This window comes from Halochromatium roseum, assembly GCF_016653315.1.
In the GTDB taxonomy this organism is placed as follows: domain Bacteria; phylum Pseudomonadota; class Gammaproteobacteria; order Chromatiales; family Chromatiaceae; genus Lamprobacter; species Lamprobacter roseus.
Genome location: NZ_NHSH01000046.1, coordinates 147,565 through 162,409, shown reverse-complemented (window position 1 = coordinate 162,409; position 14,845 = coordinate 147,565). Strand labels below are relative to the sequence as shown.

12 protein-coding genes are annotated in these 14,845 nt (G+C 62.3%); 6 read left to right on the top strand and 6 right to left on the bottom strand.

The features are described from left to right. The first annotated feature begins 215 nt into the window (after window positions 1-215). From grxC to CCR96_RS07235, 3 genes are read left to right on the top strand one after another with little or no spacing between them, the layout of a single operon-like run. Window positions 216-473: a glutaredoxin 3 gene (gene grxC / locus CCR96_RS07245; RefSeq protein ID WP_201219418.1), complete on the top strand. Its 258-nt coding sequence runs from the start codon at window positions 216-218 to the stop codon at window positions 471-473. 24 nt (window positions 474-497) lie between these two features. Further along, a complete protein-coding gene (locus tag CCR96_RS07240) occupies window positions 498-905 on the top strand; it encodes an RNA-binding S4 domain-containing protein (protein ID WP_201219291.1) in 408 nt (135 codons plus the stop codon). An 18-nt stretch (window positions 906-923) separates the two neighbouring features. Beyond that, a complete protein-coding gene (locus tag CCR96_RS07235) occupies window positions 924-1,385 on the top strand; it encodes a hypothetical protein (protein ID WP_200240063.1) in 462 nt (153 codons plus the stop codon). A gap of 11 nt (window positions 1,386-1,396) precedes the next feature. Here the strand turns inward: CCR96_RS07235 and CCR96_RS07230 are convergent, their stop codons facing one another. The 3 genes from CCR96_RS07230 to gmk form a co-directional block, all read right to left on the bottom strand. After that, a complete protein-coding gene (locus tag CCR96_RS07230; protein ID WP_242518678.1) occupies window positions 1,397-3,781 on the bottom strand; it encodes a RelA/SpoT family protein in 2,385 nt (794 codons plus the stop codon). Further along, entirely contained in the window at window positions 3,768-4,046 is a 279-nt protein-coding gene (gene rpoZ / locus CCR96_RS07225; RefSeq protein WP_200240065.1) for a DNA-directed RNA polymerase subunit omega, read from the bottom strand. Before rpoZ ends, CCR96_RS07230 begins: the two co-directional genes overlap by 14 nt. A 229-nt stretch (window positions 4,047-4,275) precedes the next feature. Beyond that, window positions 4,276-4,923, bottom strand: a complete 648-nt coding sequence (gmk, locus tag CCR96_RS07220; RefSeq protein WP_201219289.1) for a guanylate kinase — start codon at window positions 4,921-4,923, stop codon at window positions 4,276-4,278. A gap of 301 nt (window positions 4,924-5,224) precedes the next feature. Here gmk and CCR96_RS07215 point away from each other — a divergent pair, with 301 nt between their 5' ends. The 3 genes from CCR96_RS07215 (at window position 5,225) to pap (ending at window position 8,645) form a co-directional block, all read left to right on the top strand. Continuing rightward, window positions 5,225-6,373: an aminotransferase class V-fold PLP-dependent enzyme gene (locus CCR96_RS07215; protein ID WP_201219287.1), complete on the top strand. Its 1,149-nt coding sequence runs from the start codon at window positions 5,225-5,227 to the stop codon at window positions 6,371-6,373. A gap of 160 nt (window positions 6,374-6,533) precedes the next feature. Next, window positions 6,534-6,929 (top strand): acyl-CoA thioesterase, encoded by a 396-nt coding sequence (locus tag CCR96_RS07210; RefSeq protein ID WP_242518675.1) that lies wholly within the window; start codon window positions 6,534-6,536, stop codon window positions 6,927-6,929. Window positions 6,930-7,088: 159 nt separating this feature from the next. After that, on the top strand, window positions 7,089-8,645 hold the full coding sequence (gene pap / locus CCR96_RS07205; protein WP_201219285.1) for a polyphosphate:AMP phosphotransferase: 1,557 nt from the start codon (window positions 7,089-7,091) through the stop codon (window positions 8,643-8,645). A 121-nt stretch (window positions 8,646-8,766) separates the two neighbouring features. On the opposite strand, the gene CCR96_RS07200 is transcribed toward pap, so the two are convergent. The 3 genes from CCR96_RS07200 to CCR96_RS07190 all read right to left on the bottom strand — a co-directional run bounded on the left by CCR96_RS07200 (window position 8,767) and on the right by CCR96_RS07190 (window position 14,697). Beyond that, the gene (locus CCR96_RS07200) at window positions 8,767-11,034 is read right to left on the bottom strand and encodes a ClcB-like voltage-gated chloride channel protein (protein WP_201219284.1); all 2,268 of its coding nucleotides are present in this window, start codon (window positions 11,032-11,034) and stop codon (window positions 8,767-8,769) included. Window positions 11,035-11,379: 345 nt separating this feature from the next. Next, window positions 11,380-12,429, bottom strand: coding sequence for a biotin--[acetyl-CoA-carboxylase] ligase (locus tag CCR96_RS07195; RefSeq protein ID WP_338035836.1), 1,050 nt, complete (start codon window positions 12,427-12,429; stop codon window positions 11,380-11,382). A 327-nt stretch (window positions 12,430-12,756) separates the two neighbouring features. Then, on the bottom strand, window positions 12,757-14,697 hold the full coding sequence (locus tag CCR96_RS07190; RefSeq protein WP_201219282.1) for a M61 family metallopeptidase: 1,941 nt from the start codon (window positions 14,695-14,697) through the stop codon (window positions 12,757-12,759). Between the last annotated feature and the right edge of the window lie 148 nt (window positions 14,698-14,845).

Sequence of the window (14,845 nt, the reverse complement as noted above, 5' to 3'; positions counted from 1 at the left end):
GTGACTCTGCTAGGATGGAGGAAAAACTGAGGCTGGCGGAAACAGGGCGGTGGCGCTCGATGCCAGCCAGGGCTCGGCGAAGCTTGGCGGATGCGGGTCGCTTATGCCAATCTTGGCTCATCCGGTCGCAATCGACCGATTTCAAGCAACGCGCGCGGCGGTTCTCCGATTGAGAGCGGTCGCCGGCGCCGATCAGCGAGGGTAACAGCGCCATGATGCCCATTGTGGAGATGTACTCGACCGCTTTCTGCCCCTATTGCGTGCGAGCACGCAGGCTCCTCAAGCAGAAAGGCATCGAATTCGAAGAGATCCGGGTCGATAAAGACCAGGATCAGATGCGCAGCATGATCCAACGCAGCCAGCGCACCACGGTGCCGCAGATCTTCATCGATGAACGCCACATCGGCGGCTACGACGACATGGCTGCACTGGACCGGGCCGGCAAGCTTGACCCCTTGCTCCAAGGCCGATGAGCACCGACTGATGAGCGCCAACCGATGAGCTCAGCAAAGGCTAGCGCCGAAGAGGCGGGAAGCCAGCGCCTCGACAAATGGCTCTGGGCGGCGCGCTTCTTCAAGACGCGTCCACTCGCTGTTGAGGCCATCAACGGCGGCAAGGTCCATCTCGACGGCCAACGCGCAAAACCCGGCCGCAGCGTGCGCCCAGGGACCAGGCTCAGCATCCACAAGGGCCAGCTCGAATGGCAGATCGAGGTCAAGGCGCTCTCCAAGCAGCGCCGACCGGCCAGCGAAGCGGCACTGCTGTTCGAGGAAGACGAGCAGAGCCGGCTCAAGCGCCAAGCGCTGGTGCAAGAGCGCCGGGCCGCGGGGCCGAGCTTACGGGTTGAAGGCGGGCGCCCAACCAAACGCGACCGCCGCCGACTCAGCGAGTTGACCGGCAAATAGACAGAGACTCCATCGCTTATGGACAACCAAGTCTTACGAGAGACCTATAGCACCATTAACGAGCGCTACTGTCCGTTCGAGAAGAGCATCTTGACCAATCAATGCGCCTGCAGCCGCGCCGAGCGCTTTTGCATCGCCGAACGTGAAGGCGTGAGCTGCGAGACGGACGAGGCGCAGGCGCGCTGTGTTAGGTTGTTGGAGCTGTTACGAGGCCAGGCGCGGTTCGCGCTGAGAACCACGGATGGGAGTTCGGCACTGCCGCACGCGAAGGCGATGCGCGTTCAGGTGGGCGGCCTACGCGGCCTCTATCTGGCGCTGAACCCGGATGCGGAGGTGCCAAAAACCATCGACGATGTGGATGCGATCATCAGGGCTGCGGTCAGCCGATTCGGCAGTCTGGATCATCTTCCCTTCCAAGTCATCGTGCAGCAGATCACCGCCTACCGAGGACGCCGCCCGTTTCGCGACCGCCGGTCCTGACTGTCATCGCCTCAATGCTTGTTGTAGACCTCGCGCGAGCGCCCGGCATTGGAGAGACGCACGATGCGCGTCACGCCGGGGATCTGGCGTAAACGACGCATGATGCCAGCAAGATGCTTGCGGCCGGTCACATTGACCAAAAAGTCGAGCGTTGTGGTCATCCCATCCTTATCGCGCGAATTCACGTTCTCGATATTGGAGCCCTGCTCGGCGATGGCGCTGGCAAGCGTCGCCAAGGCACCACGGCGATTACCCACATCAACCCGGATCTCGGTCTGGAACTCGGCCTGTGGGTCTTCTGCCCATTCAACCTCGAGCCACTTGTCGCGCTTCGAATGGAAATCGCCTAGGTTTCCGCACTCGTTGCGGTGCACCACAATCCCCTTACCTGCACTGAACAGCCCCGTGATCGGATCGCCAGGGATCGGCCGACAGCAACGCGCGAAGTGCACCACCATCCCCTCAGTGCCTCGAATCGCGAGTCGGCGGGCGCCCCGACGATCAGCGTCGCCAGCTTCCTGCGCACCCGCATTGACCAAGGATTCATCACCAGGCACCGGTTCGGACGGGCCCGCAAGACGCCGTGCAATCAGCATCGGCATGCGATTTCCAAGACCAATCTCAGCAAAAAGCTTCTCGCTGTCTTCCAAACCGCTCTCGAGCGCATGTGCCAGGATGCGCGCCTCACCGACCTGCTCCAACGTCAGTCCAAAGGCCGCTAGCTCAGCCGACAGCATCCGCTGACCCAAGGCCTCTGCTTCACGATTCTGAAGATTTTTCAAGTAGCTACGAATACTCGCGCGCGCCTTGCCGGTGACAACGAAGTTGAGCCAGGCGGCATTCGGCTTGGCGCCGGGCGCGGTGATGATCTCAACGGTCTGTCCGCTACGCAGCGGCGTGCGCAGCGAGGCTAGGCGCCGATCGATCCGCGTCGCCACGCAGGTATTGCCAACGTCGGAGTGGATCGCATAGGCGAAGTCGACCACAGTCGCCCCCATCGGCAGCACGAGGATGCGTCCCTTAGGTGTGAACACGTAGACTTCGTCTGGATATAGGTCGACCTTGACGTGCTCGAGGAACTCTTGAGAGTCGCCTGAATCGCGCTGCACCTCTAGGAGCCCCTGCAGCCAATCCTTAGCCGCCGCCTGCGGCCCGCTGGCTTCGCCATTGCTCTTATACATCCAATGCGCGGCAATGCCCGATTCTGCGAGCCGGTTCATATCCGCAGTCCGGATCTGGATCTCAATCGGCACACCCTGCGGACCGATGAGACCCGTGTGTAAAGACTGATAGCCGTTCGACTTCGGGATCGCGATGTAGTCTTTGAAGCGCCCCGGCACCGGCTTGTAGAGATCATGCACCTGACCGAGGACGCGGTAGCAGGTGTCGACGCGGTCGACGATGACGCGAAAGCCGAAGACATCGACCATATCGTCGAACGAGCGCCGCTTGGCCGTCATCTTCCGATAGATGCTGTAGAGATGCTTCTCGCGGCCGAAGACCTCGGCCGCAATGCCCTCAGCTTCGAGCCGGGCTCGCAGTGTGGCTTCCACCTTGGCGACGGTCTCGCTGCGACCTTGGAGTTTGTCACTGACCGTGCGCGACAGCACCGCATGGCGCCAAGGCCAGTGATGGCGAAAGCCGAGGTCTTCGAGGTCGAGCCGAATCCGATTGATACCGAGCCGGTTGGCGATCGGCGCGTAGATCTCGAGGGTCTCACGCGAGATGCGCCGGCGCTTGGCGGGCATCATCGCATCCAGCGTGCGCATATTATGTAGGCGATCCGCCAGCTTGATCAGGATGACGCGGATATCGCGCGTCATCGCCAACATCATCTTGCGGAAGCTCGCAGCCTGCGCCTCGGCACGCGAGGGGAAATCGATCTGGGTCAGTTTGCTCACCCCGTCGACAAGCTCCGCAACATCATCACCGAAGATATCGGCGAGATGCTCTTTTGCGGTGGGCGTGTCTTCGATGACGTCGTGTAGGATCGCCGCCATCAGGCCTTTGTAATCCATCCGCATCTCGGCGAGGATGCGCGCCACCGCGATGGGATGATAGATGTAGGGTTCACCGCTTTGTCGCTCCTGCCCTTGATGCGCTTCAGCACCAAAGAGGTAGGCTCGGTAGATCTCGCTGATCTGCTCGGGCGGCAGATAGGTCTCAAGCTCGGTGAGGAGATCGCTGATCAGGAAGCGTGCGGGCTCATTGTCCAGCCGCAGGTAGAGGCTCGGCCGCGAACCGCCCGCAACGCGCGCCCCCTGCTGCGAATGCGCCTGCGGGATTCTAGGCGGCCCCTCGTCCGACCGCGACTGATAGCCAAGCGCGGGCATCACGGATGCCGGAGCCCCCGCACGCGGCGAACTCAGTGGGGATTCCGCTTCAGTCTTCTGCATCCCGCGACGCAAGTTCTTCAGCCAGTGCGCGCTCAAGCGCCTCGGCCGCATCCTGAGCCGCGCGATCGCCTTCCTCTAAGGTTTGCGGCTCGATCAATCCAGCCGCGATCTCACGCAGCGCCATGACCGTCGGCTTGTCATTCTCCCAAGGCAATAGCGGCTCGACGCCCTTGGCGAGCTGGCGAGCGCGCTTGGACGACACCAAGACCAGCTCGAAACGGTTATCCACATGCTCGAGGCAGTCCTCGACCGTGATACGGGCCATTCAAGTACTCCAAAAACGACAAAATTAGCGCTCAAATTACCAGAAAAAAACCAGGCCGGCATCGTCTTGCGAGGTCGCCCGGCCGGCAGATGCCATGGCAGATGCGATACTGATCGATGCCAGACCGATCAGGGTTGATCTGAATCTCACGCGCTTCATGTCCCAAGGTGGCGCCGCGCATGAGTGTTCGGTCATGGCCACATCCAATGCCGCTCACCGATGCTCACTGCTACGCCCCTAGCATCAACCGCAGCCGATCTTGCTCCCTCAAACCTTGATGCACGCTGCGCAAACGCTCTGCGGTCAGGATACAGTTGAGTTCTTGCAGGGCTTGATCAAAGTGCTCATTGACCACGAGGTAGCGATATTCGTCCCAATGCGAGAGTTCATCGCGCGCCTTGCCCATCCGGTCCCTGATCACGGCATCGCTATCCTGGCCTCGACCGCGCAAACGCTGTTCCAGGGCTGAGAGCGATGGCGGCACGATGAAGATCGATACTGCCTCGGGAAAGCGTTCGCGGACCTGGCGCGCGCCCTGCCAATCGATCTCGAGCAGCAGGTCCTGACCTTGCTCTAGGGTCTCGCGGAGCGAGGCCTCTGCCGTTCCGTAGGCGTTATCGAAGACGCGCGCGTACTCGATAAAGGCCCCCGTCTCGATCATCTTCTCGAATCGGTCGTGATCGATGAAGTGATAATGCGAACCGTCGATCTCCCCCGGTCGGCGCTGCCGTGTGGTATAGGAAACGGACAGCGACAGCGCTGGATCGTTCTCAAGCAGTGCTGCGACGAGACTGGTCTTACCGGCTCCCGAGGGAGCCGAGACGACGAACAGGATGCCGCTCGGATGGCTCGAGTGCGGCTGATCGGCAAGGGACATAGGGCTTCCAGCGTTGGCCAAGGTCAGCCCTTTAGGCTATCGCAGCAGCAGCAGCATGGATAGCACCATGAGGCGATTGTTCCCGCATCGGCGAGCCTTCGGTGCAGAACTCGGGCGGCTCGGAACCCATCTCAGCCGCCAGTGGATGACTGAGGAGCTTTGCTGGCATCATCTAACGTCTTTAGCGCATCAGCCCATAGCACATACAGCCTATAGCACATACAGACCATAGCGCATCGCCACCCCGAACGATGCAGCGCTCGTTTCACGCGAACCCCGGCAACCGACCATCTAGCCCCCCATGCATCCAGACTTCGATCTCGACCTCCTCTACCTCAATCACGCCGCCATCGCGCCTTGGCCAAAACGCACGGTCAAAGCAGTCGCGGACTTCGCCGCAGAACAAGGGCGGCTCGGATCGAAACGCTATCTGGCCTGGCTCACCGTCGAGCAACGGCTGCGCGAGCGATCGGCGCGGCTGATCGGCGCCGATTCAGCCGAGGAGATCGCCCTGTTGAAGAGCACCTCCGAAGGCCTCTCCTTCATCGCCCAAGGGCTCGATTGGCAGGATGGCGACAATATCGTCACCATCGCACAGGAATTCCCGTCGAACCGGATCGTCTGGGAGACGCTCGCTGAGCGCGGCGTTGCGCTGCGCTCGCTCGATCTCTCGACCAGCGCGGCTCCAGAAGCCGATCTGCTCGCCCTCTGCGACCCACGCACCCGCCTGATCGCGGTCAGCTGGGTCCAATACGGCCGAGGTCAGCGTCTCGACATCGCCCAGCTGGCCGCCGCCTGCCGCCAGCGTGGCATCCTGCTCTGCCTGGATGCGATTCAAGGGCTCGGCGCCATCCCCTTTGATCTCGCCACCAGCCCGGTCGACTTCATCGTCGCCGACGGCCACAAGTGGATGCTCGGCCCAGAGGGGTTGGCGCTGTTCTGGTGTCGACCCGAGCTGCGCGACCAACTCAGCCTCACCGAGTTCGGCTGGCACATGGTCGAAGCCATGGGCGATTTCGATCGCAAGAGTTGGCGCCCCGCCGAGAGCGCAAGGCGGTTCGAATGCGGCAGCCCGAATATGCTCGGTATCCACGCCCTCGAGGCCAGCCTGTCATTGCTCGAGGAGACGGGCGCAGCGCAGATCGCGGGCGCGATCGAAGCCCGTGTTGCACGTCTCATCGAACTCATCGATCAAGCCGGCTTCGAGCTCTTGTCGCCGCGCGCCCCACAGCGGCGAGCAGGCATCGTCACCTTCCGCGTGCCTGAAGCCGATCAGTCGGCGCTCTATCAACGACTCATGGCGCAGGGCCTGATGTGCGCGAGTCGCGGCGGCGGGCTGCGGTTCTCTCCGCATTTCTACACCCCGGAGCACGATTTGCAGCGCGCCATCGAGCTCACCAAAGTCTCAGCACAGCATCAGCACAGCAGCCCAAGCAACAGCTCCCCGTGAAACCGAACGTCGGTGCAGAAGCAGAAGCCGCAACCCGTGCAAAAACGGCAACCCGTGCAAACCATCATTCGATCGCCTCAACATCCGAAGCAAGATGCCTCATTTCTCTATCAAGGACCAGCTGCCCTCCTCCCACCCTCAGCCAAGCGCTCACCAAGACTTGAACCAATGGCAGCTCGCGCTGCGGGTCTTTGCTGCGCCGGCGGATACCAATCTCGATGGTGACATCTTTGGCGGCTGGCTCCTGGCACAGGCCGATATCGCGGCTGCCAGCATCGCTGTCGCGAGGGCCCAGGGCCGCGTGGCCACGGTTGCCATCCAGGCGTTCCAGTTTCAAGCGCCGATCCGCGTTGGTGATCTCGTCGATCTCTACGCCCGGATCGACGGCACCGGCAAGACCTCGATGACGATCGATGTCAGCGCTTGGGCGCGACGTGCGTCCAAACCGGGGGCGACCCGCGAGGTCGCAACAGGCAAACTGGTTTTTGTCGCGCTCGGTGACGACGGCCGAACGCGCCGCCTGCCGGCTTGGGTCGAGCCCACCGAATCCGCTTGACGCACAAGCCAGCCAGAAGCTAGCCCACAAGCTAGCCATCAACACTGAGCGACACGCCGGCATCGGCGATCGCCAGCACTTCCACCTGTCGATGATGCGATCCGCGTGCGATGATTCAGGCGGCCAGCATCCAAACGCACACAATTTCGGGAATCGCATATGTTCGAGGCAGCAAAGGTCGGCCGATCGGTCAGCAAATCAGACTTCAAGGTGCAACGTGACGAACTGCGTACCCAGTTGCTCGAGGCGCAGCGTGAGCTGACCGATAGCCATATCCCGGTCATCGTCATCATCGCCGGCGTCGAGGCCGCTGGTAAGGGCGAGGTCGTCAACAGCCTCAACGAGTGGCTGGACACCCGCGGCGTGCAAACCTTCGCGTTCTGGGACTTCAGCGATGAAGAGCGAGAACGGCCCCGATACTGGCGCTTCTGGCGCACCCTACCGCCGCGTGGCGAGATCGCCATCCTGTTCGGCGGCTGGTATCTGGCCCCGATCGAGCACCGCTTTCGGGGCGAATGCGATGATGCCGCGCTCGACTCCGAACTGGCACGCATCGTCGACTTCGAGCGCTCGCTGACCCACGACGGCGCGCTGGTGGTGAAATTCTGGTTTCACCTCTCCGAGGAAGACCAGAAGAACCGGCTCAAGGAGCTCTCGCGCGACGATCGCAGCCGCTGGAAGATGCTGCCGAAGAAGTCGAAGTTCACCGAGCAATATCAGCTGTTCGAATATGTCGCCGAGCGCGTCATCCGGCAAACCGATCGCGGCATCGCGCCCTGGTATCTGATCGAGGCCGAGGACAAACGCTATCGGGATCTCACCGTCGGCAAGACGCTGTTACAGGCGATCCGGGCCCGACTGCAACAACCGCTGCCAACAGAGCCGCCGGCAACCGCTGAGCCGCTCGACCTGCCCGAATCGGCAAGCGCCCAGATCACCCTGCTCGACCAGCTCGACCTCAGCCAGCGGCTCTCCCGCGATGCGTACAAGGAGGAGCTGAAGAAGTATCAACGCGAGATCAACGAGCTCGCCTGGAAGGCCTACAAGCAACAACGCACCACCGTCTTGGTGTTCGAGGGCGTGGACGCCGGCGGTAAAGGCGGCGCCATCCGCCGCATCACCAGCGCGGTCGATGCTCGGCTCTATCGCACCATCCCGATTGCAGCTCCCACTGATGAGGAGAAGGCACACCATTACCTGTGGCGGTTCTGGCGCCACCTGCCGCGCGCCGGCCACATCATCATCTACGATCGTTCCTGGTATGGCCGCGTGCTCGTCGAGCGCGTCGAGGGCTTCGCCAGCGAGGACGAATGGCGGCGTGCCTACGCCGAGATCAACGAATTCGAAGAGCAACTGGTCGAAAATGGTGCCGTGCTGCTGAAATTCTGGCTTCAGGTGAGCGAAGAAGAGCAGCTACAACGCTTCCAAGATCGCGAAAAGACGCCTTACAAGCAGTACAAGATCACCGATGAAGACTGGCGCAACCGCGAAAAGTGGCCGCAGTACAAGATCGCCGTCAACGAAATGATCGCCCGCACCAGCACCGAATACGCCCCCTGGACGCTGGTTGAAGGCAACGACAAGCAATTCGCGCGCATCAAGGTGATGAAGACCATCTGTGAGCGGCTGCGCGACACCCTCGGCGATGAATCCCAGCCGGCACCAGGGACCACCGTGTCTCGCTGCGGCTACCAGTCGCTAGAGACGAACGGTTAACGTCCTCACCGAAGTGGCTGCCGATGTTCTACATCCGTTCTACATCCGTTCTACTTCCGTTCTACTTCCCGATAATCGCCCAGCATGGGCCTCAAATCGGGAAGAAGTTGATGGACAGTTTCTAAGCGGATTGCTCTCGCGGCAACAAAGAGTCGGCGTACATCGGCTTGATGGCGCTGTAACGGCGGGCCGTGTAGTGTGCAGTGATCACGGACAGCATCAACGGCAAGACGATGTTGTAGTCCATCGTGAGTTCAAACACCATCAGGATCGACATCAGCGGGGCATGGGTCGTGCCTGCCAGCATCGCGCCCATGCCCACCACGGCATAGGCACTCGGGGTTGCGGTGCCATCCGGCAGCAGACCGTGCACCAAGGTGCCGAAGAGCGCGCCAAGCATGGCGCCGACAAAGATGGTCGGCGTAAACGCGCCGCCCACCGCGCCAGAGCCATGAGTCGCAGCAGTAGCAATCATCTTCAACACCAGCACGGTCAGCAAGGCTTGCCAGGCCCAGGGGTCCTGTAAGACCGCATTGACGACGCTGTAGCCATTACCCCAGACCTGCGGCTCATAAACCGAGATCGCACCGACCACCAGCCCGCCAAGGGCCATGCGCCCCGCTAACGGCATCGGCAGCCGACCGAAGAGCTGATGCGAGCGCTCTAAAAGGCTCAAAAACGCCGGCGCCAAATGCCCGGCTAGGATGCCAAGCACCAGGTACAGCGCCAACTCCCAGTCACTGACCAGGCTGAACGCCGGAATCTGATAGACCGGCGCATAACCGAGGATCTCGTGGACCGTGGTGTTGGCGATCACCGCCGCGATGATCAGCGGGCCGATGTGCTCCAAGGCGATCGAGCCGAGCACGATCTCAGCGACAAAGAGGGTTGCTGCGATTGGTGCGTTGTAGGCCGATGCCAGTCCGGCAGCGGCCCCAGCGGCGACCAGGAGCCGCAGGCGATCACGCGGAAAATGGCTGAGGCGGCCCATCGCCGAGGCCACCATCGCCGCCAACTGCACCATCGCACCCTCGCGACCGATCGAACCGCCAGAGGCCACGGTCACCAGCGACGAGCCCGCCTTCACCAGGCTATGGCGCACGCTGATCCAGCCATCGCCGACCGCAACCGCTTCCATGTAGTCGGTCGTTGAGCGCCCCCGCAGGCGTCCACCAATCTGCTGCAGGATCAGCCCCGCCAGCAGACCACCGGCCACCGGAAACAACAGCCGCTGCCAGGGAGCAAGCGCCTCAGCGGCCGCGACCAAGCCTTGATCTTGTCCGCTGACCAGCCATTCAAGGAGCCGAATCCCCTCGCGGAACAGCACCGTCACCAAGGCGCCGAAGAACCCGGCCAGGGTGGCCAACAACAGCAGCGTGTATAACTCGGATTGACCTCCGGAGAGCAACAGCACCGCGCGCTTTGGCAGCTTCGCCGCTGCTCCCAACGCCGTGGTCGCCGAGAATGGGCGCCCGCTGATCGCCCAGCGACGCTCCCAACGGATCATGGCAGCCGCGATCAGGGCAAGCAAGAGTGCCGTCATCGCCCACACCGGCGCTCGGTTTCCTTCGGGGGCCACTGATCCTTCGCCGCTGTCCTTCAACGCGGCAGTATGCACCGAAGTGCCCACAGGTGCCGGCGTCGGCGCTGGTGTTGGCGCTGGCACTGGTGTCGGCGTTGTTGTAGGAGCGAGTGTTGACCCAGTTGGAGACGTCTCCTTGGCAGCCGTTGACGCTGCAACCTGAGTCGATGGCGCCTGAATCGATGGCGCCTCATTCGGGATGCCTTGGTTGGAAGGCAGCTCTGGCGCACCAGCCGGCGCTGCAGCTGGTCCCAATGATCGCTCTGCGCCGAGCTTCGCCGTCGGCCCTGCCTTTGGAATCGTGATCTCGGTGGGCGAAACGGCGGCTTCGGCAGCCTCCGTACCGCGCTCAAGGCTGATCGTTTCGCGGGACTGGAGGTCTGCGCCTGACCCATCGGCAGCTAAGTCACCCTCGTCCCCCGCCACCGGACATGCGATCGGTCGTCCACTCCGCCGATGCTCAGCCCACTGCTCGGCTTGCTGCTGAACCTGTGCGCGTGCGGAGTCAGCATCCACTTGCTCAGCCTGTTTCACCGCGGGCACGCTCAGCACCGCACCAACACGCAAGACCCCGTTCAGATTGCAGGAAGGCGAGAACGCGTCCGGATTCGCCTTCAGCAACGCCAACATCATCTGATCCCTCGTCAACCCGAACCCAGTGTTCAGGCGCCCAGCGATCTCCCAGAGTGACTCGCCGGCGCGCACCGGCCCATAGGTTTGTTCAGCAGCGGCGAGCCAAGTGGGACCGAGCGCAACCAGCAACGCAAGGCCAATCAGCCATAACCGGACCTGGTGTCGAAGCCGCATCAGCGTAGCCAATCTCAATTAGGCTCAAAATTAGGGTCAATGAGGGTCAAGCTCATCATGCGAGCGATTGGCGAGTATTCATCGCCTATCGCCACCCCACCCCAGAAGATAAGCGATGGCTTGAAGATTGAAGGTAACGCTCACAAGGAAGCCGTTGCCGCGGATGCTACCGCAACCTCAAGCACTCGAATGCCTGTCTTGCTGTGATCACGAACGCCATCAGGCGAACACGGGATAAGATATAGGGATTGGACCTGCCGCGACACCGACTCATTTCGAGCCATCGGCATCGAATCGACTGCACAACCTCGAATCGCCGCCATTGGACAGGCCTCACCAGAGCCGTTATCCGTTGCCCCGCGGCCTCAGGCTGACCTCACCGGCAGCAAAGGTGCGACGACCAGCGTCGGTCTCGAGCAGCAGATTGCCCTGCGCATCAATCCCACAATATCGACCCTGAATCCGTTGCTGACCGTTCAGCAGCGAGACAGACTCGCCCTGATAGGCATCGAGCCGACGCCAGTCCTCTAGGAAAGGCGCCAAGCCGGCATCGGTATAGCGACTGAGGGTCGCCGTCAGACGCCCGATCAGCGCCGCGGCGAGCGCGTTGCGCCCAGGCATCCGGTCACCATAGACCTCGCACAGATCGACCCAGGGCTGATCGATCGCTGTCGCCTCCTCTGCACGCAAGCGCAGATTCAGGCCAACCCCGACCACGACTAGGCTTGGACCCTGCGCCTCGCCAGCCACCTCGAGCAGCAGACCAGCAAGCTTTCGCCGCTGCCAATGGACATCATTCGGCCACTTGAGCCCGATGCCCTCAACACCGAGTTGATCAAGGGCCTGCGCAACAGCGACCCCGCAGGCCAGGCTCAAGCCACCGAGCTGTACCGGCGCCAGCGGATAACGCCAGAGGATCGAGAGATAGATGTTGCGTCCGAACGGCGAGACCCAGCGCCGTCCGAGTCGACCGCGCCCAGCACTCTGGCGCTCAGCCAGGCAGATCTCGCCAGCATCCGCACAGATCTCGCCAGCATCCGCAGCCAGGTCAGTGCCGAAGTCGCGGGCAGAGGACTTGGCCGCCAGCGCCGTTCGCCGACCGGACTCCAGCAGATAGGCATTGGTCGAGTCGACCTGATCGAGGATCTCGAGCACACTGATGCGTTGCCGTGACTCCGCATCGAGCTGGGCCTGGATGGCATCCAACGACAGCAATTCGATCGGCTCCGGCAGCCGATAGCCCTGCCCGCGCACCGATTCGATGCCAAGGCCGAACTCGGCATCGAGCTGATGCAAGATCTTCCACACCGCCGCGCGGCTCATCCCCACTGCTGCCGCAATGGTCTCGCCCGAGCAAGGCTTGCCATTCGCCAGCAGACGAATGATCTCACGCACTCGCGGACTCATTGGCTACTGCCCATGATTCGTCACCTATAGCGTCCAACCACTTTAGTCAAAGCGGTGTAGCCTCAACATGAGGTCACGTGATGTTGTGACATGGCAAGAAAAGGCTCGCGCAGAGACGCAAAGGCGCAAAGGAGGAAAGAGCTTGTTCGATGTTCCCAGTGCGCTTCTCTTGTCCTTCTGTTCTTCCCTTCATCTTCATCTTCTCCGCGCCTCCGCGCCTCCGCGCGAGATCTCTTTTCCTTGTGTCGTCTACGCGACACGGCCCCCTCTGATTGACATGATGTAGGGCCGCACCCGGTCAAAGGCGATCCAGGCCTAAGCCTGATTGACCGACTTGACCGACGATGCCAGCCAGGCCTCACGCCGGGCGCGGTCAGCATCAGCGGCCTCTTCGTCCAACCGCAGCTCACAGGTATCGGCCGGTGCTGGTTCCGGCAGCACTTCAGTCTCGAACAGCTCATCACGACGGAAGGCATGCATCCGAATCGGCCCAACTCCAGCCGCGCGCGAAATCAAGGCATCGAGATTAGCGGCATTCGCCCGCAGCCCATCAACCGCAATGATCAGATCGCCCGCCGAGAGCCCAGCGCGTTGTGCCGGCCGTCCATCCAGCACGACCCCGAGCCGCGCCTCCGCGCTGTCGGGCTGCAGTCGAACACCAATATCCGGCCGCGACGGCGTCGGTTCGAAGCGCTCGACGCAACCCCCATTGTCCTTGGCGCTGGTCGAGGGCCGCAGCCGCATTTCGATCGCAACCGTCCTCAGCAAGGGCACCAGCTCCAGATCATCGGTCGAATCCAGCGCCTGGTCGAAGAACCCGGTGAGATCGAGGCCGCTGACTTCGGCCGCCACCTGCTCGACCTCACGCTCGCCGATGCCAACGCCGGTGCGTCCATAGCCCTGCCAGAGGGCGCGCATCACATCATCCAGGCTCTTGCGATGCTCGGTGCCGTTGCGGATGGTTAGATCCAGAGCCAGCGCGGTCAATGCGCCCTTGGCATAGTAGCTGACGATGGCATTAGGCGCGTTCTCGTCCTGCTTGTAGAAGCGCGTCCAGGCGTCAAAGCTCGACTCAGCAACACTCTGCCGCAGCCGCCCGGGATTGCGCTGCACGCGGGTGATAAGCTCGGCGAGCAGGGTCAGATAGGCCTTGGCATCAATCACCCCGCTGCGCACCAGCGCCAGATCGTCATAGTACGAGGTGATGCCCTCAAAGGCCCAGAGCAGCCGCGTGTGCACCTCGCGCTCCAAGCCCTGCTCGGCAAAGGCGCGCGGCCGGATCCGCTTCACGTTCCAGAGATGGAAATACTCGTGGCTGCAGAGCCCGAGGAAGCGTCGGTAGCCCTCCGAAGGCTGGGAGGGCGCCTGCATCGGCGTCGCCTCCCTCTCCATCGCCGTCGCCTCCCTGTCGGTCTTCGCCTCCATGTTCATGTCCGGCTCCATCGCCATCGGCCAGGCCGGTGCTGGCAGATCATCGCGATTGGCCAATAGGCTGGTCGAGAACCGATGCTCAAGGCCACCATAGCCATCGCCCACCAGCTGCGTCAGGAACAGGTAGCGGTCGATCGGCAGCTCGCCGAACAGGGCGGCATGCTCCGCGCAGATGCGCGGTAGATCCAGCGTCAGCCGCCTGAGATCAGCACGATGCCGACCACTGATGGTCATCCAATGCGGGACACCCTCGACCTTGAAGGCGATCCGATCGAAGACGCCCATCTCGACTGGATGATCGATCAGATCCGCATAGTCATCGGCCCGATAGCGACCAAAGCCCCAGGCCGGGGCGCCATCACGGGCAAGACTGGTCGCCACCTGCCAGTGCGCGCCAATCGCACCTGGTGGCGGCAGGATCTCGACCTGACAAGGCCGCTCCTCGGCACCCGCCACGCAGAGGAAAAGACTGGTGCCGTTGTAATAGCCATGGTTGCGGTCAAGGTGCGCCGAGCGCACGGTCAGCTCCCAGGCATAGACCTCATAGCTCAGCTGCACCGGGCCGGCCTGCGGCGAGAACCCAGAGATCCGCCAGGTCTGTTTATCCAGCTTCTCCAGCGCCACCGGGCGCCCGCCTTGCCGCGCCATAAGGCTGAGCAGATTGCGCGCGAAGTCGCGAATCATATAGCTACCCGGTATCCAGGCCGGCATCGAGACCTGCAGCGTCTCGGTCTCAGGTACCGGGATCTCGAGCATCACCTCGAAGCAGTGAGCATCAGGGCGCGCCGGGACAACGCGGTACAGCAGCGGATTCGATTCAGACATAGTGAAGGACGCCTTCTATGAACAGAGCTTGGATGGGCATGCCTGAATAGATCGGTATCACGAGGCGCATAGCCAACCGCATGCTGCGCCGACACTGGGCTCACGCCCGGTATAGAATCCTCCGCAAGATCCCGTCACCCTGTCAGAC

Bases quoted from the DNA above. Each gene is read 5' to 3' on its own strand.
- CCR96_RS07200 (WP_201219284.1), bottom strand. From the start codon at position 11,034: ATGCGGCTTCGACACCAGGTCCGGTTATGGCTGATTGGCCTTGCGTTG.
- CCR96_RS07215 (WP_201219287.1), top strand. From the start codon at position 5,225: ATGCATCCAGACTTCGATCTCGACCTCCTCTACCTCAATCACGCCGCC.
- grxC (WP_201219418.1), top strand. From the start codon at position 216: ATGCCCATTGTGGAGATGTACTCGACCGCTTTCTGCCCCTATTGCGTG.
- CCR96_RS07240 (WP_201219291.1), top strand. From the start codon at position 498: ATGAGCTCAGCAAAGGCTAGCGCCGAAGAGGCGGGAAGCCAGCGCCTC.
- pap (WP_201219285.1), top strand. From the start codon at position 7,089: ATGTTCGAGGCAGCAAAGGTCGGCCGATCGGTCAGCAAATCAGACTTC.
- CCR96_RS07230 (WP_242518678.1), bottom strand. From the start codon at position 3,781: ATGCAGAAGACTGAAGCGGAATCCCCACTGAGTTCGCCGCGTGCGGGG.
- CCR96_RS07190 (WP_201219282.1), bottom strand. From the start codon at position 14,697: ATGTCTGAATCGAATCCGCTGCTGTACCGCGTTGTCCCGGCGCGCCCT.
- CCR96_RS07235 (WP_200240063.1), top strand. From the start codon at position 924: ATGGACAACCAAGTCTTACGAGAGACCTATAGCACCATTAACGAGCGC.
- rpoZ (WP_200240065.1), bottom strand. From the start codon at position 4,046: ATGGCCCGTATCACGGTCGAGGACTGCCTCGAGCATGTGGATAACCGT.
- gmk (WP_201219289.1), bottom strand. From the start codon at position 4,923: ATGTCCCTTGCCGATCAGCCGCACTCGAGCCATCCGAGCGGCATCCTG.